Origin of the sequence: Enterobacter sp. C6 (assembly GCF_008122455.1) — a bacterium.
GTDB classification, from domain to species: domain Bacteria; phylum Pseudomonadota; class Gammaproteobacteria; order Enterobacterales; family Enterobacteriaceae; genus Enterobacter; species Enterobacter pseudoroggenkampii.
Map to the genome: position 1 here is coordinate 1 of NZ_QPFW01000229.1, position 25,728 is coordinate 25,728.

The 25,728-nt window shown below is 53.3% G+C and carries 27 protein-coding genes; 16 read left to right on the top strand and 11 right to left on the bottom strand.

The annotated features are described in order from the left end of the window. Nucleotides 1-85 precede the first annotated feature (85 nt). Nucleotides 86-793 (bottom strand): CTP synthase, encoded by a 708-nt coding sequence (locus tag DOU50_RS14195; protein ID WP_061715518.1) that lies wholly within the window; start codon nucleotides 791-793, stop codon nucleotides 86-88. Between the two features lie 101 nt (nucleotides 794-894). On the opposite strand from DOU50_RS14195, the gene DOU50_RS14200 reads away from it, so the two are divergent. Beyond that, nucleotides 895-1,239 carry a DUF488 domain-containing protein gene (locus DOU50_RS14200; protein ID WP_032650899.1) on the top strand — a complete coding sequence of 115 codons (345 nt, stop codon included), beginning with the start codon at nucleotides 895-897 and terminating at the stop codon, nucleotides 1,237-1,239. Here the strand turns inward: DOU50_RS14200 and DOU50_RS14205 are convergent, their stop codons facing one another. Both DOU50_RS14205 and DOU50_RS14210 read right to left on the bottom strand, forming a co-directional pair. Beyond that, a complete protein-coding gene (locus DOU50_RS14205) occupies nucleotides 1,240-1,545 on the bottom strand; it encodes a periplasmic protein (protein ID WP_032650897.1) in 306 nt (101 codons plus the stop codon). An 80-nt stretch (nucleotides 1,546-1,625) separates the two neighbouring features. Next, nucleotides 1,626-1,880, bottom strand: a complete 255-nt coding sequence (locus tag DOU50_RS14210) for a DUF333 domain-containing protein (RefSeq protein ID WP_024908585.1) — start codon at nucleotides 1,878-1,880, stop codon at nucleotides 1,626-1,628. A 309-nt stretch (nucleotides 1,881-2,189) separates the two neighbouring features. Here DOU50_RS14210 and DOU50_RS14215 point away from each other — a divergent pair, with 309 nt between their 5' ends. Both DOU50_RS14215 and DOU50_RS14220 read left to right on the top strand, forming a co-directional pair. After that, nucleotides 2,190-3,218 (top strand): sensor domain-containing diguanylate cyclase, encoded by a 1,029-nt coding sequence (locus DOU50_RS14215; RefSeq protein WP_148769626.1) that lies wholly within the window; start codon nucleotides 2,190-2,192, stop codon nucleotides 3,216-3,218. Between the two features lie 45 nt (nucleotides 3,219-3,263). Beyond that, nucleotides 3,264-3,362 carry a YoaK family small membrane protein gene (locus DOU50_RS14220; RefSeq protein ID WP_014883431.1) on the top strand — a complete coding sequence of 33 codons (99 nt, stop codon included), beginning with the start codon at nucleotides 3,264-3,266 and terminating at the stop codon, nucleotides 3,360-3,362. Between the two features lie 129 nt (nucleotides 3,363-3,491). Here DOU50_RS14220 and DOU50_RS14225 read toward each other — a convergent pair whose 3' ends face one another. From DOU50_RS14225 to DOU50_RS14235, 3 genes are all read right to left on the bottom strand, one after another. After that, nucleotides 3,492-3,740: a GlsB/YeaQ/YmgE family stress response membrane protein gene (locus DOU50_RS14225; RefSeq protein ID WP_008500746.1), complete on the bottom strand. Its 249-nt coding sequence runs from the start codon at nucleotides 3,738-3,740 to the stop codon at nucleotides 3,492-3,494. A gap of 111 nt (nucleotides 3,741-3,851) precedes the next feature. Further along, on the bottom strand, nucleotides 3,852-5,336 hold the full coding sequence (locus DOU50_RS14230; protein ID WP_416202957.1) for a diguanylate cyclase: 1,485 nt from the start codon (nucleotides 5,334-5,336) through the stop codon (nucleotides 3,852-3,854). Nucleotides 5,337-5,449: 113 nt separating this feature from the next. Further along, the gene (locus DOU50_RS14235) at nucleotides 5,450-6,970 is read right to left on the bottom strand and encodes an EAL domain-containing protein (RefSeq protein ID WP_148769610.1); all 1,521 of its coding nucleotides are present in this window, start codon (nucleotides 6,968-6,970) and stop codon (nucleotides 5,450-5,452) included. Nucleotides 6,971-7,205: 235 nt separating this feature from the next. Between DOU50_RS14235 and DOU50_RS14240 the strand changes: the two genes are divergently transcribed. Beyond that, nucleotides 7,206-8,705 (top strand): cyclic diguanylate phosphodiesterase, encoded by a 1,500-nt coding sequence (locus tag DOU50_RS14240; RefSeq protein ID WP_148769611.1) that lies wholly within the window; start codon nucleotides 7,206-7,208, stop codon nucleotides 8,703-8,705. Nucleotides 8,706-8,993: 288 nt separating this feature from the next. On the opposite strand, the gene DOU50_RS14245 is transcribed toward DOU50_RS14240, so the two are convergent. The 3 genes from DOU50_RS14245 to icd all read right to left on the bottom strand — a co-directional run bounded on the left by DOU50_RS14245 (nucleotide 8,994) and on the right by icd (nucleotide 10,989). Beyond that, a complete protein-coding gene (locus DOU50_RS14245; RefSeq protein WP_024908590.1) occupies nucleotides 8,994-9,239 on the bottom strand; it encodes a DUF2543 family protein in 246 nt (81 codons plus the stop codon). Nucleotides 9,240-9,313: 74 nt separating this feature from the next. Next, nucleotides 9,314-9,661: a DUF1304 domain-containing protein gene (locus tag DOU50_RS14250; protein WP_032650890.1), complete on the bottom strand. Its 348-nt coding sequence runs from the start codon at nucleotides 9,659-9,661 to the stop codon at nucleotides 9,314-9,316. A gap of 77 nt (nucleotides 9,662-9,738) precedes the next feature. Continuing rightward, nucleotides 9,739-10,989, bottom strand: a complete 1,251-nt coding sequence (icd, locus tag DOU50_RS14255; RefSeq protein ID WP_008500752.1) for an NADP-dependent isocitrate dehydrogenase — start codon at nucleotides 10,987-10,989, stop codon at nucleotides 9,739-9,741. 117 nt (nucleotides 10,990-11,106) lie between these two features. On the opposite strand from icd, the gene rluE reads away from it, so the two are divergent. The 8 genes from rluE (at nucleotide 11,107) to DOU50_RS14295 (ending at nucleotide 18,916) form a co-directional block, all read left to right on the top strand. Then, nucleotides 11,107-11,760 (top strand): 23S rRNA pseudouridine(2457) synthase RluE, encoded by a 654-nt coding sequence (gene rluE / locus DOU50_RS14260; RefSeq protein ID WP_032650888.1) that lies wholly within the window; start codon nucleotides 11,107-11,109, stop codon nucleotides 11,758-11,760. Between the two features lie 9 nt (nucleotides 11,761-11,769). Then, nucleotides 11,770-12,243 carry an NUDIX hydrolase gene (locus DOU50_RS14265; protein ID WP_148769612.1) on the top strand — a complete coding sequence of 158 codons (474 nt, stop codon included), beginning with the start codon at nucleotides 11,770-11,772 and terminating at the stop codon, nucleotides 12,241-12,243. 40 nt (nucleotides 12,244-12,283) lie between these two features. Then, nucleotides 12,284-13,396 carry a tRNA 2-thiouridine(34) synthase MnmA gene (gene mnmA, locus DOU50_RS14270; RefSeq protein WP_148769613.1) on the top strand — a complete coding sequence of 371 codons (1,113 nt, stop codon included), beginning with the start codon at nucleotides 12,284-12,286 and terminating at the stop codon, nucleotides 13,394-13,396. A 27-nt stretch (nucleotides 13,397-13,423) separates the two neighbouring features. After that, nucleotides 13,424-14,053, top strand: a complete 630-nt coding sequence (hflD, locus tag DOU50_RS14275) for a high frequency lysogenization protein HflD (RefSeq protein WP_008500756.1) — start codon at nucleotides 13,424-13,426, stop codon at nucleotides 14,051-14,053. 19 nt (nucleotides 14,054-14,072) lie between these two features. Then, nucleotides 14,073-15,443, top strand: a complete 1,371-nt coding sequence (gene purB / locus DOU50_RS14280) for an adenylosuccinate lyase (protein WP_008500757.1) — start codon at nucleotides 14,073-14,075, stop codon at nucleotides 15,441-15,443. A 123-nt stretch (nucleotides 15,444-15,566) separates the two neighbouring features. Continuing rightward, a complete protein-coding gene (phoP, locus tag DOU50_RS14285) occupies nucleotides 15,567-16,238 on the top strand; it encodes a two-component system response regulator PhoP (RefSeq protein WP_024908594.1) in 672 nt (223 codons plus the stop codon). Continuing rightward, nucleotides 16,239-17,702 (top strand): two-component system sensor histidine kinase PhoQ, encoded by a 1,464-nt coding sequence (gene phoQ, locus DOU50_RS14290; protein ID WP_024908595.1) that lies wholly within the window; start codon nucleotides 16,239-16,241, stop codon nucleotides 17,700-17,702. It begins immediately after the preceding gene. A 92-nt stretch (nucleotides 17,703-17,794) separates the two neighbouring features. Then, nucleotides 17,795-18,916, top strand: a complete 1,122-nt coding sequence (locus DOU50_RS14295) for a cupin domain-containing protein (protein ID WP_024908596.1) — start codon at nucleotides 17,795-17,797, stop codon at nucleotides 18,914-18,916. 42 nt (nucleotides 18,917-18,958) lie between these two features. Here the strand turns inward: DOU50_RS14295 and pepT are convergent, their stop codons facing one another. Then, a complete protein-coding gene (gene pepT / locus DOU50_RS14300) occupies nucleotides 18,959-20,182 on the bottom strand; it encodes a peptidase T (RefSeq protein ID WP_024908598.1) in 1,224 nt (407 codons plus the stop codon). 237 nt (nucleotides 20,183-20,419) lie between these two features. On the opposite strand from pepT, the gene potA reads away from it, so the two are divergent. The 4 genes from potA to potD are packed head-to-tail and all read left to right on the top strand — an operon-like array spanning nucleotide 20,420 to nucleotide 24,222. Continuing rightward, nucleotides 20,420-21,562, top strand: coding sequence for a spermidine/putrescine ABC transporter ATP-binding protein PotA (potA, locus tag DOU50_RS14305; RefSeq protein ID WP_175557795.1), 1,143 nt, complete (start codon nucleotides 20,420-20,422; stop codon nucleotides 21,560-21,562). After that, nucleotides 21,546-22,403 (top strand): spermidine/putrescine ABC transporter permease PotB, encoded by an 858-nt coding sequence (potB, locus tag DOU50_RS14310; protein WP_032650877.1) that lies wholly within the window; start codon nucleotides 21,546-21,548, stop codon nucleotides 22,401-22,403. The genes potA and potB overlap by 17 nt, the downstream gene beginning before the upstream one ends. Further along, nucleotides 22,400-23,191, top strand: a complete 792-nt coding sequence (gene potC / locus DOU50_RS14315) for a spermidine/putrescine ABC transporter permease PotC (RefSeq protein WP_148769614.1) — start codon at nucleotides 22,400-22,402, stop codon at nucleotides 23,189-23,191. The genes potB and potC overlap by 4 nt, the downstream gene beginning before the upstream one ends. Then, nucleotides 23,188-24,222: a spermidine/putrescine ABC transporter substrate-binding protein PotD gene (gene potD, locus DOU50_RS14320; RefSeq protein WP_024908601.1), complete on the top strand. Its 1,035-nt coding sequence runs from the start codon at nucleotides 23,188-23,190 to the stop codon at nucleotides 24,220-24,222. The genes potC and potD overlap by 4 nt, the downstream gene beginning before the upstream one ends. Nucleotides 24,223-24,269: 47 nt before the next feature. Here potD and DOU50_RS14325 read toward each other — a convergent pair whose 3' ends face one another. Continuing rightward, nucleotides 24,270-25,499 carry an EAL and HDOD domain-containing protein gene (locus tag DOU50_RS14325; protein WP_148769615.1) on the bottom strand — a complete coding sequence of 410 codons (1,230 nt, stop codon included), beginning with the start codon at nucleotides 25,497-25,499 and terminating at the stop codon, nucleotides 24,270-24,272. Nucleotides 25,500-25,728: the final 229 nt, after the last annotated feature.

The following is a 25,728-nucleotide window of genomic DNA, read 5'->3' on the forward strand; positions in this document are numbered from 1 at the left end:
ATGGCCCTCTGCGGCATCTTAGCCGGGCGAGACCGGGAGATCGCGCCCCGTTAAACAGTGTGGCAGACCCTCGGGTCTGCCTTTTTTAACCGCGGGCCGCGCGCAGCATCGCCTGCACCAGCACGACCGGACGTCCTTCCAGCGCACCACGCTCGTGCTGGAATAAGGTGATCACGAAGAACGGGTGCGTGACCAGTTCTGCGGCGCGAATTTCTCCCTGGTCGTCCCAGCCCGTAACATGCATATCACCGCTTTCCAGCGCCTGCGCAAACGCCGGCGACACGCCATAGTTACAGTGATATCCCTCTTCAATTTCCGGCTTGCCGTACGCTTTGGCGATCAGCGTATTTTTGCGCAGTTCAATCGCATCGGTTTTTTCCACCAGCGAGCAGGTCAGCGGCGCAATCACCATGGTGCCTTCGGTATCCGTCTCAGCGTGTGCCGCATCAGCCCAGCCCAGCACGTTTCGGGCATACTCAATCAGCGCATGCTGGAACCCGCCGCAGGTGCCCAGGAACGGGATGCTGTTTTCACGGGCATAGCGCGCGGCGATAAAAGCGGCCTCGGTGTTTTTATAGGGGCTGGCGGGTACCAGCCAGATGGCATCGTAGCCCACCAGATCTTCAGGGCTTGTCAGCTCCGTGGTGGCAAGCCAGTCGTAATCGGCGGTGAGGTCAAGCACTGCGGCGGCGTCGTCGATGGCCAGCGGGATCGCCTGATGCGCAATTACACTGGGATTGTAATCGCCAACCAGCGCAATGCGCAGCGTCGTTTTAACCGGGAGGTGTTCCATGAAAGGTTCCTTATGCCAGAGTATTATCAGATAACATAAGGAACCTCAGACTACCGATCTTTTGCAATTATCACAATACCTTAAATTGGGAGGGTGGAATCATGATTCAATGCAAACGCGTGTACGAACAGGCAGGCCCTGACGACGGCTATCGGGTACTGGTGGACAGGCTGTGGCCGCGCGGTGTTAAGAAAACGGACCTCGCGTATGACGAATGGTGTAAAGCGCTCACGCCCTCAACTGAACTACGCAAGGCCTTTCATAGCGAAACCATTGATTTCGCCGCCTTCAGTCAGGCCTATCGGGAAGAGCTGGCGCAGCATGCTGACGAGGGCGTGCGTCTGGCAACGCTGGCGCACAGGCAGACCGTCACCCTGCTCTTTGCTGCCAAAAACACGGAGCAAAATCACGCCCTGGTCTTAGCCGACTGGCTGCGCCACCTGTGATCAGCCGATCGCCAGCTCATCGAGGATTTGCGGCGCTTCATCGGGGGTGAGCGGCATCAGATGTTCGGCGCGGACAAACGCAAAGCCGTGCTGATTGTCAAAGGCGTAGACATCCCCCGTCACCAGCCAGAGCGCACGATCTGCGGTGGTCGGTAATTGCGTCATCACGCCGTTGACCGGGTTAACGAAGCGCAGGCCAGGCTGGCACAGGCCAAACAGCTCAACAGATTTACCAATATTTCGACGGCCTGACGCCGTGCGGGCACCCACGATCATCGCCATGCTGCCCGGTTTTAGCTGAAACATACTTCTCTCGCGGAAACGAACGCCAGAAACTGGCTAAGATTAATCCTAAAGAGAAGTGTATCGCAGGCGGTATCCGTCTGTCACCTGGTGGGTTGTGGATGATCGCGACGATAGAGCGTCCATTCATCGATCACTTCGCCGCCCGGTAATTTGCACTCGGTGCGAACGCCCTGCGGACTTTGAACCGGGATCTGTTCCCCGCCTTTCTCCAGGCAGTAGACGGAGGCCGGGTTCGCCATACCGATAACGTGCGGCGGTTTCGGTGCATCGGGTGGCGTGGTTTTTGCGGTGCAGGCGGCCAGGGGAAGCGCCAGCGCCAGAAGCAGAAATCTCATCTCATTGATCCTTGTGACATCATGACAGTCTAAGGGTAACGGGTCATCGCCGCGTTCTCCATGATTTCTCCATTTTAACTGCACTTTTCAGCACTATAGTGTGGCATGTTCTCGATATGACCAGAGAACATCATTCCGTAATCAAGATGTCTTTGCCCCGGTCTCAACAACGGGGCTTTTTTTCTATCCTGCTGCCCGCTCCCTGCATATATTAAATTTTCTGTATTCATGTTTTACTATGCCAGAAGCCTAAAAACTCAGCATAACATGCAGATGCAGACGTCTTCTGCCTGGGAGTCATTCTACGTCATGTCGGATCTTATCCTCGCTCGCGTTTCAGAAACCCTTGCCACCGAGCAATCCCTTGAAAGCCTCGTTCGCCAGCTGCTGGAGATGCTGGAGATTGTCACCGACATGGAGTCGACCTACCTGACGAAGGTGGATATCGAGGCGCGGCTGCAGCACATCCTCTATGCCCGCAACAGCAAACAGATGACGATCCCGGAGGGGTTGAGCGTCCCATGGGATGAGACGCTGTGCAAACGCGCGCTGGACAGTGACACGATGTTCAGCAACGACGTGCCCGAACGCTGGCCCGAGTGTGAAGCTGCAAAAGCGCTTGGCATTACCACCTACATGAGTATTCCAGTCCATCTTGCGGATGGTTCACTTTACGGAACGCTCTGCGCCACCAGCACGGCCAGAAAGCCGCTGAGCGAGCGCGGTGAACAGGTTCTGAAGCTCTTCGCCGGGCTGATTGCCCAGTCCATTCAGAAAGAGTCGCTGGTGACCCAGCTTCGCGAAGCCAATGCGGCCCTCATCGCGCACTCCTATACGGATGCCCTTACCGGTTTACCCAACCGTCGCGCCATTTTTGAAGATCTGACCACCCTCTTTTCTCTGGCCCGGCACCTGAAGCGTAACGCCATCATCGCATTTATCGATCTGGATGATTTCAAGCTGATTAACGATCGTTACGGCCACGAGGCTGGCGACCAGTTCCTGATAGAAGTGGGCAAGCGTTTGACCGAAGAGAAACAGCAGGACGATATTATCGGTCGTCTGGGGGGTGATGAATTTCTGGTCGCGTCGCTGAGCCAGCCCCACCAGGACGGGGATAACGCGCAGCTTACGTTGCTCAAAACGCTCCTCAGCGCCTGCATCGCCGGCGAATACTGGCTGGGCAGCGTTCATATTATTTATCCGGGAGCCAGCTTCGGCGTTATCGAAGTGGACCCTGCTGTAACCGATCCTGACAGCGCGTTACGCGCCGCGGATGTGGCGATGTATCAGGATAAGAAAGGAAAAAGCAAAACACGCTTTCTCACCATGGATTAACCCCGTACACTCTACGGCGTTATTGAAACCGAAACAGGTGATGGTATGAGAATAGGGATCCTCTTCCCGGTCGTTATATTTATAACGGCGGTGGTTTTTTTAGCGTGGTTTTTTGTCGGCGGCTACGCGGCTCCGGGGGCATAAATGCGGAAGACAACCGTCATTATGCTGATCGTTGCCATTGCGGCGTTTGCCGGCGCGCAGCTTGGCTGGTGGTAAACCCGATACGTAAAAAGGCCGCCATCCGGCAGCCTTTTTCATCGTTTTCAGAACTTAGCTTTTGATCTTTCTGTAGATAAACAGAACAACCAGCGCACCGATCACCGCGACGGCGAAACTGCCGAAGTTAAAGCCATCGACCTTGCCAAAACCGAACAGCGTACTGATCCAGCCGCCGACTACCGCACCGACAATACCCAGTATTACGGTGACGATAAACCCACCGCCATCTTTGCCCGGCATGATCCACTTCGCCAGAATACCCGCAATAAGCCCAAAGATAATCCAGGATAAAATTCCCATAACTTTCCTCTCTGTATGGTTTTTGTCATTAAATCAACGACACAAAAAAGAATAGCACAGGATCTGAGAAAGGAAATTTGTGACAAGCATCACTCTATGTGTTTTTTCCTGTCATACCCCAACAAACGCGTACCGGTTACGTCCCGCGCGTTTTGCCTGATATAGCGCCTGGTCAGCTGCGATAATGATATTCTGCTGGCTGCCCGCGATGTCGACGGCACGTGCGGTAGAAATTCCGACGCTGACCGTTACCCGCCCGAAGGGGCTAAAGGCATGGGCGATTTGCAGCGAGAACACATTGCGAATAATCGTCTGGGCCAGACGAAGCGCTTCCTGGATGTCCGTATCAGGTAATATCAGCGCAAACTCCTCTCCGCCGTAGCGCGCCACGATCTGATTACCACGAGTAAGACTCTCCCTGAGACTGTTTCCCAGCAGCGCCAGACAGCGGTCCCCTTCCGGATGGCCGTAGTTATCGTTGTATTTTTTGAAGAAGTCCACGTCCACAATCAGTATCGAAATCGGTGCATCATGCGCGGCACAAAGCGCGATTTCCGAGAGGATTTTTTCATCAAAAATGCGACGGTTGTAAAGCCCGGTCAGCGCATCCTCAGAGGCGATAATCTTCAGCGCCTTGTTATCTCGGTTTTTTCTGGATAAGTCGGAATACAGGAAGTATGACGCGACGATGAGTATCGCCGTGAACACGAAAATGAGTACCGCCAACTGAATCGCCTGCTTGCGCCAGGGTGCAAGGGCCTCATCAATGCTGACGGCCACGGTGGTGACCAGCCCGTAGCGTCTGTTTTTCTCATAGGCATAAATGCGTTCGATCTTATCAAACCGCGAAATGGAACTGGCTATCCCGGTATTTTGTACCTTGAGGTATTTCCTGAAGAGCGGTGAATCGGAAACAATCGTGCCAATATAGGTATTTTTAAAAGGATAACGGACCAGCAGCACGCCTGACTCTGTTGTTAAGCCAATGACGCCCGCGTGACCAATATTAATCTGCCCGTAGAGCGCGAGAAAATTTTCGATACCCAGGGTCACCACCACAACACCGTTAAATGCCCCGGTGTGGGTTTCAAGGCGCCGACTAATGGTGATGACCCATTTACCATTGGTTCTGCTGACTACGGGCTCGCCAATAAAAATCTGCTGATTTTTATTTTCCTTGTGATAGATAAAAAATGACCTGTCCGATCCTTTGCGTGGGCCCGTAAAAGTTTCGTGCAACGCGGTAAAGATATCGCCCTGAGCATCGTAAACAACCACATTATTAATCTGGGTAAGGAGATTATCCTGATTATTTATCATCCGCTGAATATGGGTCGCCTGCTGCGGGGTCATACCATAAATTTCGATTATGTCGGAAACGGTAGTAATTAACATTTCACTCTGGCGCATGATCCCCTCGGTGTACACATCAAGGGTATGGCTCAGGTTAGCGACGCTGGTATTAATTTGCTGGATTGACTGCTGTCTGGACGTGGCAATTTGGACGGCAAGCGACAGCGAGATGATCAATGAGACAATGATGACGGTAATGGTTGTTGTGTAAAAAGTATTTTTCACATGCACGAGCTTTTCCACCTTATCACGCCTGACATCCCTGGCTGACAACTCTTGTCACTGTAACAAAGCTCAGGATAAGAGGAAAATGAATTGCACTTAAGCATGCAACAGAAGCTCGTCGTAATTTCGTTTTACAAACTTACCGTCTCCCGGGGCTTAGATAAAATGACTTTAATAAAATCGATATAGGAGACGGGCTTACCAAAATAATAACCCTGTAACAGCGTAATCTCATTACGGTTGAGATACTCCAGCTGCGCTTTCGTTTCTACGCCTTCAGCCACAATGCGTAATGAGAGTTTTTTCGCCAGGTCAATGACGCAGTCCAGCAGGATCGTTGAGTCTTTTTCATCTGAAACCCGGTTCACAAAGCTTTTATCAATTTTAATATAATCAATGGCAAGCGCATTAAGGCATGAAAGACCTGAATAGCCGGTACCAAAATCATCCAGTGCAATGACAAAACCGGCGTTATGCAGCATGTTAAGGTTTTCCACCAGGTGAGGATTATCGATCAGCGGTTCACGCTCGGTCACCTCGAGAACCAGTTTGACTTCTTTACCCTGAAACCCCTTCCCGAAGACACGACAGTCACCGATGAAGGATGGCGCATTGATGTGTCTGGCGCTGATGTTCACCCCGATATGAAACCCGTCCGGGAGCTTAGGCAAAAGCGGCTTAAGCTGCATCACCACTTTCGCCATCAACCCTTTGGTTAGCGGAATAATCAAACCGCTACGTTCGGCAATTGGAATAAAGACATCCGGTGGAATAAAGCCTGACTTTGGATGCTTCCATCTTGCCAGGACTTCAACGCCATACAGCCCGCCGGTATCACCGTTCACGATCGGCTGGTAATACGGCACGATCTCCCCCTGCAAAATGGCCTTACGTAAGTCGTCTTCAAATGAGGTGCATTTCCCCTTGTAACGGCGGATCAAAATGCCCACCGCCACCGATAGCACGAGAATCAGTAGTATCAGGCTCCATCCCTGTTGCAGCAGCCGCGTCAGGCTAAAAAAGGCAGGCGGTTGCCAGGCCAGACTAAAGGGGAATTGTGTAGATGCCGTAAGTAACCCCGTCCACGAGGCCGCTTTCCAGCCGGTCACATCACCATTGCGCCCAAGCATGCTATTGCCGACAACCAACCCCAGATCAACGCCGTTTGATGCGTTCGCGATGACGTCCTGCAAATGCGCATCACTGACGCTGACGATGACACGCCCTCCCGAGATGGGCATCTGGAAGACAAGCACCGGGACGCCGTTCACCAGTCGATTGCCGGGCAGCAGCATTAATTTATGTTCAGGTAACGTCTCCGGATGCACAATCAATACGCCATTCCCGGGAAGGGAAGTACAGATGATTTTACCCTGCTGCTGGATCATGATGGCGCGCAGATGTGGTTTTAGCGCGGCTTCTGTCCCCAGCGCCAGCTGTCCGCTGCTGGTACACCCCTGCTCAGCAACGCGCTTCGCCGTGCTGGCCGCACTGACGGCTTCCGCCAGGATATTTTCTATTTTCTGGGTGCTTGCCATGGCGGTATGACTATTATTAGCCTTCGCCATCTGCCATAGCTGCCAGTTAATAATCAGAATGCCGCTCAGAAAAAGAAACAAGGCACTCAGAATAGGGTTCATCACGTTGCGCACGATGTTTTCCTTAATAGAAAAAACAAGCATCGATGTTCTGGAAGAAGAGCCTGTACTTACCCGGTATTGCTTATAACAATGAAAATAGCTTAGCTGAGAATTGTCTTAAAAAACTGATACTTTCGTATGAGTTCACCTGCCCGAATTTGATCACCTGACGTGATTATCAGGCTTGTGCCTTGCCCTGGCTGTGTTAAGATTTGTCAAATCAGGGAGCGGACAGGATAACTGGAAAATGAAAAAACTCGTTGCCGTTGCGATCGTTTCAACGCTCCTGGTCATCCTGTCTCTTTATGCGGTCAATGCTGTTATCGTGGGGCAGCAGAAGAGCAAACAGCGTGAGATATCCCTTACCCTATTACATTATTCGGAAGACCTGTCCCAAAGCATAGCGCTGGCCCTTAAAAGCATTACTACGCAGGGATGTGATAAAACCAGTCTTGATAGTTACAGACAAATAACGCTGAATAACTATTATTTCGACGATATTGGCTTTATCGAGAAGGGAAAAATAGTCTGTACTGCTTTTTGGGGTAAACTTGCAACGCCCGTAGCGCTTCCTGCGGAACTGCATAAAACGCCGAGAGGCTTTCTTCTGGCGCAGTTTTCCAGAAAAGATTTTTTCACGGGCAATGCGGCAATTTATAATAATATTATTATCTTCACCACTCGCTATGCTTACGATAAATTCACCCCGGTTACGGCAAGCTATTCCCTGAGTACCACCACCAAAGACTTCGGCAGAACCTTTTTTACGACCTCCCCTGAGCTAACACAGCAGAGCTGGCTGCATTCGTCGTTGTTTACCCTGACCCTGACGCAGTGCAGCGCCTTCTGGGACCTGTGCGTCATCGTGAAGCATCACGATGCAGGGCTGGCCTCGTTACCCCTGTTTATCTTTTCGTTTCTCACGGCCATACTCTTTTTTATCTGGGTCGCGATAACGTTATTTATCTTCCGTATCTATGAAGACCGTTTTTCTCTGGAACGTACGCTGATCAAGGCCGTCCTGACCAATACCATCAGCGTTAACTACCAGCCTATTATCCGCATTCACGATCAAAAAATCGTGGGTGTAGAAGTTCTGTCGCGATGGCGCGACCAAAAGCATGGGGACGTCTCTCCGGAGCTGTTTATCCCATTAATAAAAAAAATCGGTCTGTATAAAAAATATTATAATAATATTATCGAAAAATCCCTCTCAGAAATTGCCCCGCTGGCGATTAAACATCAGCTGATCGTCTCCATTAACGTTGGGCGGAAGGAAATTGAAGATGGGCAGTTCATTAACATTTTGCGTCGAGCGTGTTTAGCCAATCACTTTCCCCTTTCTCTGATGAAGGTCGAACTTTCTGAGAAAGCCGTTTCCACGGCAGATATCCTCGAGGGGTTCTGTCAGGAGCTCAAGTCGCTCGGCGTTAAAATATCAATAGATGATTTTGGCGTGCAAAATTCAAACCTCGCCCGCCTGTCGTTGCTTGAATATGATGAGATTAAAATCGATAAGTCACTGGTGGATGGCATCAGCGAACATTATAAGCAAAACATCTTTGCTATCTTCAGCGATGCCCTCGCGAAGTTGAATAAAACGCTTGTTTTCGAGGGCGTGGAAAATGAAGTTCAGTATCGCTTTATTGCGAGCAGATATCCCGATGCGCTGATTCAGGGATGGTATTTTTCAAAAGCACTCACCCGGAGCGAGCTGGCGAAACGACTCACCGGTGTTGCACCGTAACCAGAAGCCTGGCATGACCTTTTTTTAGATTTGGCGTTTCCATTTTTTACGCAAAAACATATAGTCGTCACAATCAGATGGTAGATTCCCCGGAAACACACTCTTATTTTGGTTAAAAACGTGAAATTATCCTTACTTTTTCCAGTGGTACTCTTTTTTCTGACCGTGATTTTCGTGCTGTTTATCGACAAACCTGCTTCGCATATTCTGCGGAAAAAATGCATGTGGTCCGATAGCGTGATGCTGAGCTGTATCGCAAAGCATCAGCATAACGGTTTTTAAAGCAGACTATTCATTTCCCCATTGATTGAGGAAATTCGCAATATCATCAATACGACCCGCACGGATCCCGGCCTCAGCGGCCATCTCCTGCTGAGCCTCCTCGCTGATCTCCTCATTATTCGATAAACGGGTGAGCAGCAGCTGGAAATAATGTGCCAGCGCGTCGAGTTCTGACTCCGCGACTTGCTCTGCGGCTTCCGTCGCATACTCCTCGGCAATGTCATAATATTTCAGTGGGATATCGTTATTCATAACAGTCTCGTCTCTGGCCTTTAAGGGTAACGTCACGAGTATATCGGACGCGTTATCTCAACCAAAGCATTGCTTCAGATAAGTAACGCAAGCAGCGCAGCGAGTGCGGGCACGGCCTGTACATACAAAATTTTTCGACTGGCGGTGGCCGCGCCAAAAAGTCCGGCAATCAACACGCAGGCCAGGAAGAAGATAGCCACCTGAATCCCCTTTTCGCCGAGCCAGAGGCTCCAGAGCAGGCCGGCCGCCAGAAAACCGTTATACAGCCCCTGATTTGCAGCCAGCACGCGGGTGTCGCGCGCAAAGTCGGGACGCAGATTAAAGGCCTTGTGCCCTGTTTTGGTATTCCACAGGAACATTTCCAGCACAAGAATGTAGAGATGGATGAGTGCAACGACAGCGATAAGGACAGTAGCTAGCATCGTGTTGTCTCCCGCAGGCAGAGGCAAAAAAAACGGGAACCCTCAGGCCCCCGCTCTTGTTTAACCCAGAAACTGGATTACATGTTCGCGATAATCGCGTCGCCAAACTCTGAACATTTCAGCAGCTTAGCGCCTTCCATCAGACGTTCGAAATCGTAAGTTACGGTTTTCGCGTTGATCGCGCCTTCCATACCTTTAACGATCAGGTCTGCGGCTTCGAACCATTCCATATGACGCAGCATCATCTCTGCGGACAGGATGATAGAGCCTGGGTTCACTTTGTCCTGACCTGCGTATTTTGGTGCAGTACCGTGGGTCGCTTCGAACAGGGCGCACTCGTCACCGATGTTCGCGCCAGGGGCGATACCGATACCGCCAACCTGTGCTGCCAGAGCGTCAGAGATGTAGTCACCGTTTAGGTTCATACAGGCAATCACGTCGTATTCTGCAGGACGCAGCAGGATCTGCTGCAGGAACGCATCGGCGATCACATCTTTAATGATGATCTCTTTGCCGGTGTTCGGGTTTTTGATCTTCTGCCATGGGCCACCGTCGATCAGCTCACCGCCGAACTCTTCTTTCGCCAACTGGTAACCCCAGTCTTTGAACGCGCCTTCGGTGAACTTCATGATGTTGCCTTTGTGAACCAGGGTCACAGAGTCACGGTCGTTGGTGATTGCATATTCGATGGCTGCACGCACCAGACGCTTGGTCCCTTCTTCGGAGCACGGCTTAATGCCGATACCGCAATGCTCAGGGAAGCGAATTTTCTTCACGCCCATCTCTTCGCGCAGGAATTTAATCACTTTTTCTGCGTCAGCAGAGTCGGCTTTCCATTCGATACCCGCGTAGATGTCTTCTGAGTTTTCGCGGAAGATAACCATATCGGTCAGTTCAGGGTGCTTAACCGGGCTAGGGGTGCCCTGATAGTAACGAACCGGACGCAGACATACGTACAGGTCCAGCTCCTGACGCAGTGCCACGTTCAGGGAACGGATACCGCCGCCAACTGGCGTCGTCAGTGGGCCTTTAATAGCAACGCGGTAGTCGCGGATCAGGTCCAGCGTTTCTGCTGGCAGCCAGACGTCCTGGCCATAAACTTGAGTAGATTTCTCACCGGTGTAAATTTCCATCCAGGAAATTTTACGCTCGCCTTTGTAGGCTTTCTCAACAGCGGCATCAACCACTTTCAGCATTGCCGGGGTAACGTCTACACCGATACCGTCACCTTCGATGAACGGGATAATCGGATTGTGAGGAACGTTAATCTTGCCGTTTTGCAGGGTGATCTTTTTACCTTCCGCCGGAACAACTACTTTGCTTTCCATTAACCTCTCCTTCGAGCGCTTCTGGTTGTTACTGATCTTATGTTAATAAATTGTAATGAGCCCTTCGATAGTACCTGATTGTCCTGCGCCATGAAAGGTCTTCGTTATTAGGCTATAATGCGGCAATTGATAACGCCTGAAAATACCATGAAGAAAACTTCTTTTACAAAACACCGGGTTGAGCGATTCAGCTCGCGACAAGCCGCCAGAAGACCGCAGGAAACCCAGCCGAAGCGGGTTATTTTGTTCAATAAACCCTACGATGTTTTGCCGCAGTTTACCGATGAAGCCGGGCGCAGCACGCTGAAGGACTATATACCTGTTCAGGGCGTCTACGCCGCGGGCCGTCTGGACCGCGACAGCGAAGGCCTGCTGGTCTTAACCAACGACGGCGCCTTGCAGGCGAAGCTCACGCAGCCCGGGAAACGCACCGGTAAAATTTACTTCGTCCAGGTCGAAGGCGAGCCGGACGAAGAAACGCTGGAAAAATTACGCAGCGGCGTGACGCTGAACGACGGCCCCACCCTGCCCGCAGGTATTGAACGCGTGAATGAACCGGAGTGGCTGTGGCCGCGCAACCCGCCGATTCGCGAACGCAAATCCATTCCTACAAGCTGGCTCAAAATTACCCTTTATGAAGGCCGCAACCGCCAGGTTCGCCGCATGACCGCGCACGTCGGCTTCCCTACCCTGCGTCTGATTCGCTACGCCATGGGCAGCTACACGCTGGAAACGCTGGCAAACGGCGAATGGCGAGACGTCACCCCTTAAGGAGTCACTATGTTTAAACCTCATGTCACGGTTGCCTGCGTGGTCCACGCTAAGGGTAAATTCCTTGTTGTCGAAGAGAGCATTAACGGCAAAGCGCTGTGGAACCAGCCTGCCGGGCATCTTGAAGCCAATGAGACCCTGCTGCAGGCCGCGAAACGCGAGCTGTGGGAAGAGACCGGCATTCACGCTGAACCCCAGCACTTCATCCGTATGCACCAGTGGATCGCGCCCGATCACACTCCGTTCCTGCGCTTTTTATTTGCCGTTGAGCTTAGCGAAACGTGCGCCACAGAGCCGCAGGATGACGATATCGACCGCTGTCTGTGGGTCACTGCCAACGAGATCCTGAACGCGCCAAACCTGCGCTCGCCGCTGGTTGCGGAAAGCATTCGCTGCTGGCAGTCTGCTGGCCGCTTACCGCTGGATGTCATCGGCGCATTTAACTGGCCGTTTACAGAGGGTGCCAATGGTGGGGGGGCGTGATAGAATACGCCGCCTTGAAGTTCAATGTCGTGAGTATTCCATGTCAGATAATAGCCAGAAAAAAGTGATCGTCGGCATGTCCGGCGGTGTCGATTCCTCCGTTTCCGCCTACCTGTTACAGCAACAGGGCTATAAGGTGGAGGGCCTGTTCATGAAGAACTGGGAGGAAGATGATGGCGAGGAATACTGCACTGCCGCTGCGGATCTCGCCGACGCGCAGGCCGTATGCGATAAGCTCGGCATTGAACTGCACACCGTTAACTTTGCCGCAGAATACTGGGACAACGTTTTTGAACTGTTCCTCGAAGAGTACAAAGCGGGCCGCACGCCGAACCCGGATATTCTGTGCAACAAAGAGATCAAATTTAAGGCCTTCCTCGAATTCGCTGCAGAAGATCTGGGCGCAGACTACATCGCGACCGGTCACTACGTGCGTCGTGCAGACATGAATGGCAAAAGCCAGCTGCTGCGCGGTCTGGACGGCAATAAAGATCAAAGCTATTTCCTCTATACGCTGAGCCACGAGCAAATCGCCCAGAGCCTGTTCCCGGTCGGCGAGCTGGAAAAGCCGCAGGTGCGTAAAATCGCCGAAGAGCTGGACCTGATCACCGCGAAGAAAAAAGACTCTACCGGCATCTGCTTCATCGGCGAGCGCAAATTCCGCGATTTCCTGGGACGTTACCTGCCCGCACAGCCGGGTAAAATTGTCACCGTCGACGGTGAAGAGATTGGCCAGCATCAGGGGCTGATGTACCACACGCTCGGCCAGCGTAAAGGCCTGGGTATCGGCGGGACCAAAGAAGGTAGCGAAGATCCGTGGTATGTTGTCGACAAAGACGTCGAAAACAATATTCTGGTTGTTGCCCAGGGTCACGATCATCCGCGTCTGATGTCCGTTGGCCTTATCGCCCAGCAGCTGCACTGGGTCGATCGTGAGCCGCTGAAAGGCACGCTGCGCTGCACGGTGAAAACCCGCTACCGCCAGACCGATATTCCTTGCACCATTACCGCGCTTGATGACGATCGCATTGAGGTGCGCTTCGACGAGCCGGTCGCCGCCGTCACCCCGGGTCAGTCTGCTGTCTTCTACAGCGGTGAGATCTGCCTGGGCGGCGGGATCATTGAACAGCGCCTGCCGCTGCCTGCTGTTTAATACGATTGCACACATAAAGGAGACCGTGTGGCGAAGAACTACTATGACATCACCCTGGCACTGGCGGGAATTTGCCAGTCAGCCCGTCTGGTGCAACAGCTGGCGCATCAGGGTCATTGCGATGCTGACGCCCTGCACGTTTCACTCAACAGCGTTATCGATCTCAACCCCGGCTCGACCCTGGGTGTGTTCGGCGGCAGTGAAACCAATCTTCGTCTCGGTCTTGAAACCCTGCTTGGCGTGCTTAACGCCAGCAGCCGTCAGGGATTAAACGCGGAGCTGACCCGCTACACGTTGAGCCTGATGGTGCTGGAGCGTAAGCTGAGCGCAGCAAAAGGCGCGCTCAATACCCTGGGCGATCGTATTGCCGGGTTACAGCGTCAGCTCGACCATTTTGATCTGCAGTCCGACACGCTGCTCAGCGCCATGGCCGGCATTTATGTTGACGTTATCAGCCCATTGGGCCCGCGTATTCAGGTCACCGGTTCCCCTGCCGTGCTGCAAAGTCCGCAGGTACAGGCAAAAGTGCGTGCGTCCCTGCTGGCTGGGATCCGCGCCGCCGTGCTGTGGCATCAGGTTGGCGGTGGCCGCCTGCAGTTAATGTTTTCTCGTAATCGCCTGACCACTCAGGCAAAACAAATTCTTGCTCATTGTTAACCTCCCGGAGTTGCGAATTATGGAATTATCCTCACTGACCGCCGTATCCCCTGTCGATGGACGCTACGGCGATAAAGTCAGCGCGCTGCGCGGGATCTTCAGCGAATATGGTTTGCTGAAGTTCCGTGTTCAGGTTGAAGTACGCTGGCTGCAAAAGCTGGCCGCCCAGGCAGCAATCAAGGAAGTTCCTGCTTTTGACGAAAAGGCAAACGATTACCTTGATAAAATCGTTGCTGAGTTTAGCGAACAAGACGCCGCGCGCATTAAAACCATTGAACGCACTACCAACCACGACGTGAAAGCGGTTGAGTACTTCCTGAAAGAGAAAGTGGAAAGCGTCCCTGCGCTGCACGCCGTGTCTGAGTTCATTCACTTCGCCTGTACCTCTGAAGACATCAACAACCTGTCTCATGCGCTGATGCTCTCCACCGCGCGCAAAGAGGTGGTGCTGCCTTACTGGCGTAAAATCATCGACGCGGTAAAAGCGCTGTCCGTGGAATACCGCGACATTCCGCTGCTCTCCCGTACCCACGGCCAGCCAGCCACCCCATCCACGATGGGTAAAGAGATGGCGAACGTCGCGTACCGTATGGAGCGCCAGTACCGTCAGCTGGAGCAGGTTGAGATCCTCGGCAAAATCAACGGCGCGGTCGGTAACTATAACGCCCACATCGCCGCTTACCCGGAAGTGGACTGGCACCAGTTCAGCGAAGAGTTCGTGACCTCTCTGGGCATTCAGTGGAACCCGTACACCACCCAGATTGAGCCGCACGACTATATCGCCGAGCTGTTTGACTGCATCGCGCGCTTCAACACCATCCTGATCGACTTCGATCGTGACGTGTGGGGCTACATCGCCCTGAACCACTTCAAACAGAAAACTATCGCGGGTGAAATCGGCTCTTCCACCATGCCGCACAAAGTGAACCCGATCGACTTCGAAAACTCCGAAGGCAACCTGGGCCTGGCGAATGCCGTGCTGCAGCATATGGCGAGCAAACTGCCGGTATCCCGCTGGCAGCGCGACCTGACCGACTCCACCGTACTGCGTAACCTGGGCGTGGGCATCGGCTACGCGCTGATCGCGTATCAGTCCACCCTGAAAGGCGTGAGCAAGCTGGAAGTGAACCGTGACCGTCTGCTGGACGAGCTGGATCACAACTGGGAAGTGCTGGCAGAGCCAATCCAGACCGTGATGCGCCGTTACGGTATCGAAAAACCGTACGAGAAGCTGAAAGAGCTGACCCGCGGCAAACGCGTTGACGCCGAAGGCATGAAGCAGTTTATCGACGGTCTGGCGCTGCCGGAAGAAGAGAAAACGCGCCTGAAGGCGATGACCCCGGCGAACTACATTGGCCGCGCCATCACCATGGTCGACGAGCTGAAGTAACGCCCCTCTCCCCCTTTTCGCCCGAAAAGGGGGATGCTTTTCCCCGGTTTACTCAATGTTTATCCCCACAACAACATAATCAGCGTTAAACTATTCATACCAATTATTTAGGGAGAAGAGATGATGCGCGTACTGGTTGTTGAGGATAACGCATTGCTACGTCATCACCTGAAGGTTCAGCTTCAGGAGATGGGACATCAGGTGGACGATGCTGAAGATGCAAAAGAAGCCGATTATTATCTCAATGAACACCTGCCGGATATCGCCATTGTCGATTTAGGGTTGCCTGACGAAGACGGTCTGTCGTTAATTCGCCGCTGGCGCAGCCATGATGTCTCCCTGCCGGTTTTGGTGCTGACCGCCCGTGAAGGCTGGCAGGATAAGGTTGAAGTGCTCAGCGCGGGTGCGGATGATTACGTCACCAAGCCGTTCCATATTGAAGAGGTGGCGGCGCGCATGCAGGCGCTGTTACGCCGCAACAGCGGGCTGGCTTCACAGGTTATTTCCATCCCGCCTTTCCAGGTCGATCTCTCCCGCCGGGAATTATCCATCAATGATGAAGTGATCAAGCTCACCGCCTTCGAATACACCATTATGGAAACGCTGATCCGTAACAACGGCAAGGTAGTGAGCAAAGACTCCTTGATGCTACAGCTCTATCCTGATGCTGAACTGCGCGAGAGCCATACTATTGACGTGCTGATGGGACGTTTACGTAAGAAAATTCAGGCGCAATATCCGCAGGATGTGATTACTACCGTCCGTGGCCAGGGCTACCTGTTCGAATTACGCTAAATGAGACGGATCTTGCGCCATATTTTGCCCCTCTCGCTGCGGGTGCGCTTTTTACTGGCAACGGCAGCCGTCGTGCTGGTGCTGTCGCTCTCCTACGGCATGGTCGCCCTGGTGGGCTACAGCGTCAGCTTTGATAAAACCACCTTTCGCCTGTTGCGTGGCGAAAGCAACCTGTTTTATACCCTGGCGAAGTGGGAAAACAATAAAATCACCGTCGAAATGCCGGAAAACCTCAATCAGCAGAGTCCCACGCTGGCCCTGATTTATAACGAAAAGGGGAAGCTACTGTGGGCGCAGCGGGACATCCCGTGGCTGGTCAAAAGTATTCGTCCGGACTGGCTCAAAACCAACGGTTTTCATGAAATTGAAGCCGATCTCAACACCACCAGCTCGCTGATCCGTGAAGATCGCTCCCTGCAGCAAAAGCTGAACGAGATCCGCGCCGACAACGCCGAAACGGAGATGACGCACTCCGTCGCGATTAACCTCTACCCGGCGACGCTGAACATGCCGCAGCTGACCATCGTGGTGATCGACACCATTCCGGTCGAGCTGAAGCGTTCTTATATGGTCTGGAGCTGGTTCATCTACGTTCTGGCGGCAAATCTGCTGCTGGTGATCCCGCTGCTGTGGGTGGCGGCGTGGTGGAGCTTGCGCCCCATCGAATCACTGGCGAAAGAGGTTCGGGAACTGGAAGAACATCATCGCGAAAAGCTTAACCCGGAAACCACCCGCGAGCTCACCAGCCTGGTGCGTAACCTCAACCGCCTGCTGAAAAGTGAACGCGAACGCTACGATAAATACCGTACCACCCTTACCGACCTGACCCACAGCCTGAAAACCCCGCTGGCCGTGATGCAAAGTACCCTGCGTTCAATGCGCAGTTCGAAGCTGAGCGTTGACGATGCCGAGCCGGTGATGCTGGAACAGATCAGCCGTATTTCACAGCAAATTGGCTATTACCTGCATCGCGCCAGCATGCGTTCAGGAAGCGCACTTCTGAGCCGCGAGCTGCATCCGGTAGCGCCGCTTCTGGATAACCTCACGTCCGCCCTCAACAAGGTGTATCAGCGTAAAGGGGTGAACATCAGCCTCGATATCTCGCCAGAGATAAGCTTTGTGGGTGAAAAAAATGACTTCATGGAAGTCATGGGTAACCTGCTGGATAACGCCTGCAAATACTGTCTGGAGTTCGTGGAAGTGTCTGCACGTCAGACGGAAACCGAGCTGCATATCATCGTTGAGGATGATGGCCCGGGGATCCCGCGCAATAAACGTGACGTGGTGTTCGATCGCGGTCAGCGCGCCGATACGCTACGTCCAGGCCAGGGCGTAGGATTAGCCGTCGCGCGCGAGATTGTCGATCAGTACGACGGAAAAATCGAAACCAGCGAAAGCCTGCTGGGCGGCGCCAGAATGGAGGTCATTTTTGGTCGCCAGCAGCCCACATCGAACGATAGTTAACCCGTTATGTGAAAAATGCGAGGATCTCGCAGCCGGGGGGCTGAGCTTCCGTTATAATCCGAGTCAGTAAGAGCCTGCGGAATAAAAAAATTATGGATTATCACTTAACACTTAACTGGCCCGAGTTTATTGAACGTTACTGGCAGAAACGCCCGGTGGTTCTGAAGCGCGGGTTCAGCAACTTTGTCGACCCCATCTCGCCTGACGAACTGGCCGGCCTGGCCATGGAAAACGAAGTCGACAGCCGTCTGGTCAGCCACCAGGACGGGAAATGGCAGGTTAGCCACGGTCCTTTCGAAAGCTACGATCACCTCGGTGAAAACAACTGGTCTCTGCTGGTGCAGGCGGTCAACCACTGGCACGAGCCAACGGCCGCCTTAATGCGTCCGTTCCGCGCCCTGCCCGACTGGCGCATGGACGATCTGATGATCTCCTTCTCCGTTCCTGGCGGTGGCGTCGGTCCGCATCTGGACCAGTACGACGTGTTTATTATTCAGGGTACGGGCCGCCGCCGCTGGCGCGTGGGCGAAAAAGTGCCAATGAAGCAGCACTGCCCGCATCCGGACCTGCTTCAGGTTGACCCGTTTGAAGGGATTATCGACGAAGAGCTGGAGCCGGGTGACATTCTCTACATTCCGCCGGGATTCCCTCACGAGGGCTACTCGCTGGAAAACTCACTCAACTACTCCGTAGGATTCCGCGCGCCAAGCGGCCGCGAGATGATCAGCGGATTTGCCGACTACGTTCTGCAACGCGAGCTGGGCAGCTATCGTTACAGCGACCCTGATGTACCTGCGCGCGAGCATCCGGCCGATATCCTGCCCGCAGAGCTGGATAAGCTGCGCGGCATGATGCTGGATCTGATTAACGAGCCGGAGCACTTCAAACAGTGGTTTGGCGAGTTTATCAGCCAGTCTCGTCACGAGCTGGACGTTGCGCCGCCGGAGCCGCCGTATCAGGCTGACGAGATTTATGATGCGCTCCAGCAGGGCGATAAGCTGGTACGTCTGGGCGGATTACGCGTGCTGCGCATTGGTGAGGACGTGTTCGTCAACGGCGAGAAGCTGGACTCACCGCACCGTCCGGCGCTGGAAGCCATTGCCAGCCATCTGGTGCTGACTGCCGACACCTTTGGTGATGCGCTGGAAGACCCATCCTTCCTCGCGATGCTTGCCGCGCTGGTCAACAGCGGGTACTGGTTCTTTGAGGACTGAGTTGCTGTAATGCCCGGTGGCGCTTCGCCACCGGGCTTTTTCTTACCGCTTCGCGGTCAACTCCGCTATCCGCACAATCACCTTCACCGCCTTTTCCATCCCTTCCAGCGTCACAAACTCATGCTTGCCGTGGTAGTTATAGCCACCGGTAAACAGGTTCGGGCACGGCAGCCCCATAAACGACAGCTGAGAACCGTCGGTGCCGCCGCGAATCGGCTTCAGCTGCGGTTCAATATCGCAGTCGCGCATCGCCTGTTGGGCGATATCGAGAATATGCGGATGCGCCATCACCTTCTCGCGCATGTTGTAATAGCTGTCTTCGATGATGAGTTCAATGTAGCAATCAGGGTGTAATCCTTTACCCACCTTCTTGGCGATCTCCATCATCTTACGCTTGCGCGCCTCAAAGGCTTTGCGGTCGAAATCGCGGATGATGTAGTGCATCTGCGCGCTGTCCACGGTGCCTTTGATGCTGGTCAGGTGATAGAAACCTTCATACCCTTCGGTCTGTTCAGGGCTCTCTTCCGCCGGGACTTCCGCATGAATTCGTGACGCCAGCGACAGCGCGTTCACCATGACGCCTTTCGCCGAACCGGGGTGAACGTTATTGCCGACAATTTTGATCGTAACGGACGCGGCATTGAAGTTTTCATACTCCAGTTCACCGACGCCGCCGCCGTCAACGGTATAGGCCCACTGCGCGTTAAAGGCCTCTACGTCGAAGTGCTTCGCGCCCTTGCCGACCTCTTCGTCCGGCGTAAAGGCCACGCGGATGTCCCCGTGCGGAATGTTTTTATCCTTCAGCACCGCCAGCGCGGTCATGATCTCCGCGATCCCCGCTTTATCATCCGCCCCCAGCAGCGTTTTGCCGTCGGTGGTGATCAGCGTCTGGCCCAGCAGCTGGTGCAGCACCGGGAACATGACAGGCGAGAGCACTTCGTCGCCAATGCCCAGCGCAATGTCGCCGCCGCGGTAGTTTTCCACAATCTGCGGGTTCACATGTTTACCGCTAAAATCCGGAGAGGTGTCGACATGGGAGATAAAGCCAATTGCCGGAATGTCACCCGGGACATTCGCCGGCAGCGTTCCCATCACAGTGCCTTTCTCGCTTAACGTGACGTTGACCAGCCCCATGGCGTCAAGCTGCTCTTTGAGCAGATTTAATAACTTCCACTGGCCTTCGGTGCTCGGCACCTGGCGAACACCCGGCTTAGATTGGGTATCCAGCGAAACGTACTGTAAAAAACGCTCAAGTAATTTATCCATGCAGTCACCCTCACTTTTTGTGACAACATTATCAATAAGCATCAAAACGCAAATATTGCGTCAGGTCACTTTTATCCCGCAAACGAGAATATTTTCCGTTTATATCGTTATGCGTTAGTAAATGTAGCTTATGAATCAGTGACAAGGATTGGCGATTGCAGGGGATTGCCGTAGAATGTCCGCCCTCATTACGAGTCACCAAGGTGGTTACACACAAACCCCGCTTCAGTCTGCTGCCTGAGGCGTCTATATGGGACAGCGCAAAAATTGAATACACAAACCCGTTCACCGCTGGTGAAACTGGAACGAATTCGTAAAAGTTTTGATGGCAAGGACGTCATTTCTGACCTCACTCTCACCATCAATGACGGTGAGTTTCTGACGCTGCTTGGCCCCTCCGGCTGCGGCAAAACAACCGTACTGCGCCTTATCGCCGGGCTGGAAAGCGTCGATAACGGCCATATCCATCTTGAGAACCAGGACATCACCCGGGTTCCCGCCGAAGACCGCCACGTCAACACTGTCTTTCAGAGCTATGCCCTCTTCCCGCACATGACCGTGTTTGAGAACGTGGCATTTGGCCTGCGGATGCAAAAAACCCCGGCGAGCGAGATCGAACCGCGCGTTACCGACGCCCTGCGAATGGTGCAGCTTGAGACGTTTGCTCAGCGTAAACCCCATCAGCTTTCCGGCGGCCAGCAGCAGCGCGTGGCCATCGCCCGCGCCGTGGTCAACAAGCCGCGTCTGCTCCTGCTGGATGAATCCCTCTCGGCGCTGGATTACAAGCTGCGCAAGCAGATGCAGAATGAGCTCAAAGCCCTGCAGCGCAAGCTCGGCATTACCTTTGTCTTCGTCACCCACGATCAGGAAGAGGCCCTGACCATGTCCGACCGCATCGTGGTGATGCGTGACGGCAAAATCGAGCAGGACGGCACGCCGCGTGAAATCTACGAAGAGCCGAAGAATCTGTTTGTCGCCAGCTTCATTGGCGAGATCAATATCTTTGACGCCACGGTGATTGAGCGTCTGGACGACCAGCGCGTGCGCGCCAGCGTCGAAGGACGCGAGTGCAATATCACGGTAAATTTCCCCGTCGAAAAGGGACAAAAGCTCAACGTTCTGCTGCGCCCGGAAGATCTGCGCGTCGATGAAATTCACGGCAATACCGAGGCCGAAGGGTTAATCGGCTATATCCGCGAGCGCAACTACAAAGGGATGACGCTGGAGTCTGTCGTCGAGCTGGAGAACGGCAAAATGGTGATGGTCAGCGAATTCTTTAACGAAGACGACCCTGACTTCGACCACTCTCTCGACCAGAAAATGGTTATCAACTGGGTAGAAAGCTGGGAGGTTGTGCTGGCTGATGAAGAACACAAGTAAATTCCAGAATGTGGTGATTGCCACGATCGTCGGTTGGCTTGTGTTGTTTGTCTTTTTACCCAACCTGATGATCATTGCCACCAGCTTCCTGACCCGCGACGACGCAAGCTTCGTTTCGCTGGTCTTTACGCTGGACAACTACGCGCGTCTGCTCGATCCGCTCTATTTTGACGTGCTGCTGCACTCGCTCAATATGGCGCTGATTGCCACGATTGCCTGCCTGGTACTGGGATATCCCTTCGCGTGGTTCCTCGCGGGCCTGCCGCAAAAGGTGCGCCCCCTGCTGCTGTTTTTACTGATTGTTCCCTTCTGGACGAACTCGCTCATCCGTATTTATGGTCTGAAGATTTTCCTCAGCACAAAGGGTTACCTGAATGAGTTTCTGCTGTGGCTGGGGGTGATTGATACGCCGATACGCATCATGTTTACCCCGAGCGCGGTGATTGTCGGCCTGGTCTATATCCTGCTGCCGTTTATGGTGATGCCGCTCTACTCCAGCATTGAGAAGCTGGATAAACCGCTGCTGGAAGCGGCAAAAGATCTGGGTGCCAACAGGCTGCAGACCTTTATCCGTATCATTATTCCGCTGACGATGCCCGGTATTATTGCGGGCTGTCTACTGGTGATGCTCCCGGCGATGGGCTTGTTCTACGTTTCTGACCTGATGGGCGGGGCGAAAAATCTGCTGATCGGTAACGTGATCAAGAGCCAGTTCCTGAATATTCGCGACTGGCCGTTTGGGTCCGCCACCAGCATCACGCTGACGGTGGTGATGGGTCTGATGCTGCTGGTCTACTGGCGCGCCTCACGGCTGCTGAATAAGAAGGTGGAACTCGAATGATCGGTCGACTGCTTCGCTGCGGTTTTATGACCGCCATTTACGCTTACCTGTATATCCCGATCATAATTTTGATCGTGAACTCGTTTAACAGCTCGCGCTTTGGGATTAACTGGCAGGGCTTTACCACCGACTGGTACAGCCTGCTGATGAACAATGACAGCCTGCTGCAGGCCGCTCAGCACTCGCTGACGATGGCGATCTTCTCCGCCACCTTCGCCACGCTGATTGGCTCCCTGACCGCCGTGGCGCTCTATCGCTATCGCTTTCGCGGTAAGCCGTTCGTCAGCGGCATGCTGTTTGTGGTGATGATGTCGCCGGATATCGTGATGGCGATTTCGCTGCTGGTGCTGTTTATGCTGCTGGGCGTTCAGCTTGGCTTCTGGTCGCTGCTGTTTTCCCATATCACCTTCTGCCTGCCGTTTGTGGTGGTGACCGTCTTCGCGCGCCTGAAAGGGTTCGACGTACGCATGCTGGAGGCGGCGAAGGATCTTGGCGCCAGCGAGATGACCATCCTGCGTAAAATCATCCTGCCGCTGGCGATGCCCGCCGTGGCGGCCGGATGGCTGCTTAGCTTCACCCTGTCGATGGATGACGTGGTCGTGTCCTCCTTCGTGACCGGGCCGAGCTATGAAATTCTGCCGTTGAAGATCTATTCAATGGTGAAAGTCGGCGTCTCACCGGAGGTGAACGCGCTGGCGACCATTCTGCTGGTGTTTTCGCTGGTTCTGGTGATCGCCAGCCAGGTTATTGCTCGTGATAAAACAAAATCTCAGGGGACAATGAAATGAAAAAAATGCTCGCCGCTGCGGCGCTGGTGCTTGGCATGGGTGCCGCGCACGCTGATGACAGCAAAACGCTCTACTTCTACAACTGGACCGAGTATGTGCCGCCGGGCCTGCTGGAACAGTTCACCAAAGAGACGGGCATCAAGGTGATCTACTCGACCTACGAGTCGAATGAAACCATGTATGCCAAGCTCAAAACCTACAAAGACGGCGCGTACGATCTGGTGGTTCCTTCCACCTACTTTGTCGACAAAATGCGCAAAGAGGGCATGATCCAGAAGATCGATAAAACAAAGCTAACTCATTTTTCAAACCTCGATCCGGAGATGCTCAACAAGCCGTTCGACCCGAATAACGACTACTCCATTCCGTATATCTGGGGGGCAACTGCGATTGGCGTTAACAGCGAGGCCGTCGATCCGAAAACGGTGACGAGCTGGGCCGACCTGTGGAAACCGGAGTACAAAGGCAGCCTGTTGTTAACCGACGACGCGCGTGAAGTATTCCAGGTGGCGCTGCGCAAGCTGGGCTACTCGGGCAACACGACGGATCCAAAAGAGATTGAAGCGGCGTATACCGAGCTGAAAAAGCTGATGCCTAATGTGGCGGCGTTCAACTCTGATAACCCGGCTAACCCGTATATGGAAGGCGAAGTGAATCTGGGGATGGTGTGGAACGGCTCCGCGTATGTGGCCCGCCAGGCCGGTACGCCGCTTGAGGTGGTCTGGCCGAAAGAGGGCGGGATCTTCTGGATGGATAGTCTGTCGATTCCGGCCAACGCGAAAAACGTTGAAGGGGCGCTGAAGCTGATTAACTTCCTGCTGCGCCCGGACGTAGCGAAACAGGTTGCCGAGACGATTGGCTACCCGACGCCAAACCTCGCGGCACGCAAGCTGCTGAAGCCGGAAGTGGCTAACGATAAATCGCTCTACCCGGATGCTGAAACCATCAGTAAAGGTGAATGGCAGAACGATGTCGGTGACGCCAGCCGCCTCTATGAAGAGTATTATCAGAAATTAAAAGCGGGCCGATAAACGGTATCGCGTTCTTCCTCGCGCCGTCTGTACGACGTGAGGAAGGATTAACTGACCGCATTCTCTCCTGCCCAGATCGTCGCCTTTCTCATCGCCTCCACCACGTCCTCATCCGACAGACCCAGCGCCTGACGAACCCGGGTCGCCTCGTCCCACTGTTGCTGTTCATAGTAACGGCAAAGGCTCACCATATCGGCTAGCCGTCCCTCCTGGTCGCATAGCGCATTGCTCACGCTCTGCGGCACCGCAATTTGCTTCATTAACTCTGCCATCGGCAGCTCAAGGAGGGTATCGAGCAAAGAAAACAGGCCGCACATGAACGCATTTTCAGCCAGCGCCGGTTCTTTCATCGTCTCAGCTATCAGTTCACAGAACTTACCGCGCATCATACTCAACGGGTAAAGCTCGCTGACGGTATCATTGCCCGCACTGGCGAGGACCACGACGGCAACAAACCGTCTAAGCTGGTTTTCCCCGAGGTATCTGAGCACCTCACTCAGGGTTAACTTGCTGAAATTACAGGCACCCACATGCTTAAACGCCGTATGCTTCATGTAGCGCATGATTTTATAAGAGAGCGTGAGATCGGTTTTTATCAACGACTCGACGATCCGAAAATCAGGCTTATTGCGTCCGACCTCCATTTGCAGCCTAAAAATCGCCAGCTGATTTTGCGACAGCCGTTTATATTTAATGACCTCCGGACGGCAGAAAAAATAACCCTGAAACAGCGAGAATCCCTCCTCCTTGTATTGGTTGAATTCCTCTTTAGTCTCAATTTTTTCAGCAAGATATTTAATATGTCCGGTCAGGTGTTTACGCGCTTTCAGATACGCTTTAATTTGCGCTAAGGTGTAATTTCTGACGTCGAATTTCAGGATTGAAATATAGGGTAAAAATGCATCCCATTCTGGTGCAAGGGTAAAATCATCAAGCGCAAACTGATAGCCATGCGCATTCATCTCCCTGACGGCCTGCAGCAGCTCGGCCCCTGGCACAGCATCTTCAAGGATCTCAATGACCACGCTCTCTTTATCCAGCGCTTCACCACTGCGGTCAATGACCATTCGCGACGGGAAATTAATAAACGACGTATGCGCCCCGGCGATGCGCTGGGACGGCACGCATAAAAACTGATCGGATATCATTCTGGACGTGGCATATTCCGCCGACACATCCGGAAAACGATTTGTCATCCCGTCTCTGAAGAGCAGCTCATAGGCCACCGTATTCATTTCAGGGTTAAAAATGGGTTGTCGCGCAATAAATCCGTACATATCCCATCCTCCTCTACCACTTTATATTTATTAGCATCCTCTTTCTACACGACGATAACGAGCATTATCGAGCACTATTTTGATTGAATGCACAAAATAAAAGCATCCACACTAATTAACGGGATTTACTATTCTGGAATTTAAATTAAATATCCCCGGCCCTCTACAGAAAGAAGGAAATATATCCGATAAGGAATATGTGCCTGCCCGACACGCACAACATTACGGG

What these genes read in the sequence shown, in the direction of transcription:
- DOU50_RS14195 (WP_061715518.1), bottom strand. Translation starts at nt 793, where the DNA reads ATGGAACACCTCCCGGTTAAAACGACGCTGCGCATTGCGCTGGTTGGC.
- DOU50_RS14200 (WP_032650899.1), top strand. Translation starts at nt 895, where the DNA reads ATGATTCAATGCAAACGCGTGTACGAACAGGCAGGCCCTGACGACGGC.
- DOU50_RS14205 (WP_032650897.1), bottom strand. Translation starts at nt 1,545, where the DNA reads ATGTTTCAGCTAAAACCGGGCAGCATGGCGATGATCGTGGGTGCCCGC.
- DOU50_RS14210 (WP_024908585.1), bottom strand. Translation starts at nt 1,880, where the DNA reads ATGAGATTTCTGCTTCTGGCGCTGGCGCTTCCCCTGGCCGCCTGCACC.
- DOU50_RS14215 (WP_148769626.1), top strand. Translation starts at nt 2,190, where the DNA reads ATGTCGGATCTTATCCTCGCTCGCGTTTCAGAAACCCTTGCCACCGAG.
- DOU50_RS14220 (WP_014883431.1), top strand. Translation starts at nt 3,264, where the DNA reads ATGAGAATAGGGATCCTCTTCCCGGTCGTTATATTTATAACGGCGGTG.
- DOU50_RS14225 (WP_008500746.1), bottom strand. Translation starts at nt 3,740, where the DNA reads ATGGGAATTTTATCCTGGATTATCTTTGGGCTTATTGCGGGTATTCTG.
- DOU50_RS14240 (WP_148769611.1), top strand. Translation starts at nt 7,206, where the DNA reads ATGAAAAAACTCGTTGCCGTTGCGATCGTTTCAACGCTCCTGGTCATC.
- DOU50_RS14245 (WP_024908590.1), bottom strand. Translation starts at nt 9,239, where the DNA reads ATGAATAACGATATCCCACTGAAATATTATGACATTGCCGAGGAGTAT.
- DOU50_RS14250 (WP_032650890.1), bottom strand. Translation starts at nt 9,661, where the DNA reads ATGCTAGCTACTGTCCTTATCGCTGTCGTTGCACTCATCCATCTCTAC.
- icd (WP_008500752.1), bottom strand. Translation starts at nt 10,989, where the DNA reads ATGGAAAGCAAAGTAGTTGTTCCGGCGGAAGGTAAAAAGATCACCCTG.
- rluE (WP_032650888.1), top strand. Translation starts at nt 11,107, where the DNA reads ATGCGGCAATTGATAACGCCTGAAAATACCATGAAGAAAACTTCTTTT.
- DOU50_RS14265 (WP_148769612.1), top strand. Translation starts at nt 11,770, where the DNA reads ATGTTTAAACCTCATGTCACGGTTGCCTGCGTGGTCCACGCTAAGGGT.
- mnmA (WP_148769613.1), top strand. Translation starts at nt 12,284, where the DNA reads ATGTCAGATAATAGCCAGAAAAAAGTGATCGTCGGCATGTCCGGCGGT.
- purB (WP_008500757.1), top strand. Translation starts at nt 14,073, where the DNA reads ATGGAATTATCCTCACTGACCGCCGTATCCCCTGTCGATGGACGCTAC.
- phoP (WP_024908594.1), top strand. Translation starts at nt 15,567, where the DNA reads ATGCGCGTACTGGTTGTTGAGGATAACGCATTGCTACGTCATCACCTG.
- phoQ (WP_024908595.1), top strand. Translation starts at nt 16,239, where the DNA reads ATGAGACGGATCTTGCGCCATATTTTGCCCCTCTCGCTGCGGGTGCGC.
- DOU50_RS14295 (WP_024908596.1), top strand. Translation starts at nt 17,795, where the DNA reads ATGGATTATCACTTAACACTTAACTGGCCCGAGTTTATTGAACGTTAC.
- pepT (WP_024908598.1), bottom strand. Translation starts at nt 20,182, where the DNA reads ATGGATAAATTACTTGAGCGTTTTTTACAGTACGTTTCGCTGGATACC.
- potB (WP_032650877.1), top strand. Translation starts at nt 21,546, where the DNA reads ATGAAGAACACAAGTAAATTCCAGAATGTGGTGATTGCCACGATCGTC.
- potC (WP_148769614.1), top strand. Translation starts at nt 22,400, where the DNA reads ATGATCGGTCGACTGCTTCGCTGCGGTTTTATGACCGCCATTTACGCT.
- potD (WP_024908601.1), top strand. Translation starts at nt 23,188, where the DNA reads ATGAAAAAAATGCTCGCCGCTGCGGCGCTGGTGCTTGGCATGGGTGCC.
- DOU50_RS14325 (WP_148769615.1), bottom strand. Translation starts at nt 25,499, where the DNA reads ATGTACGGATTTATTGCGCGACAACCCATTTTTAACCCTGAAATGAAT.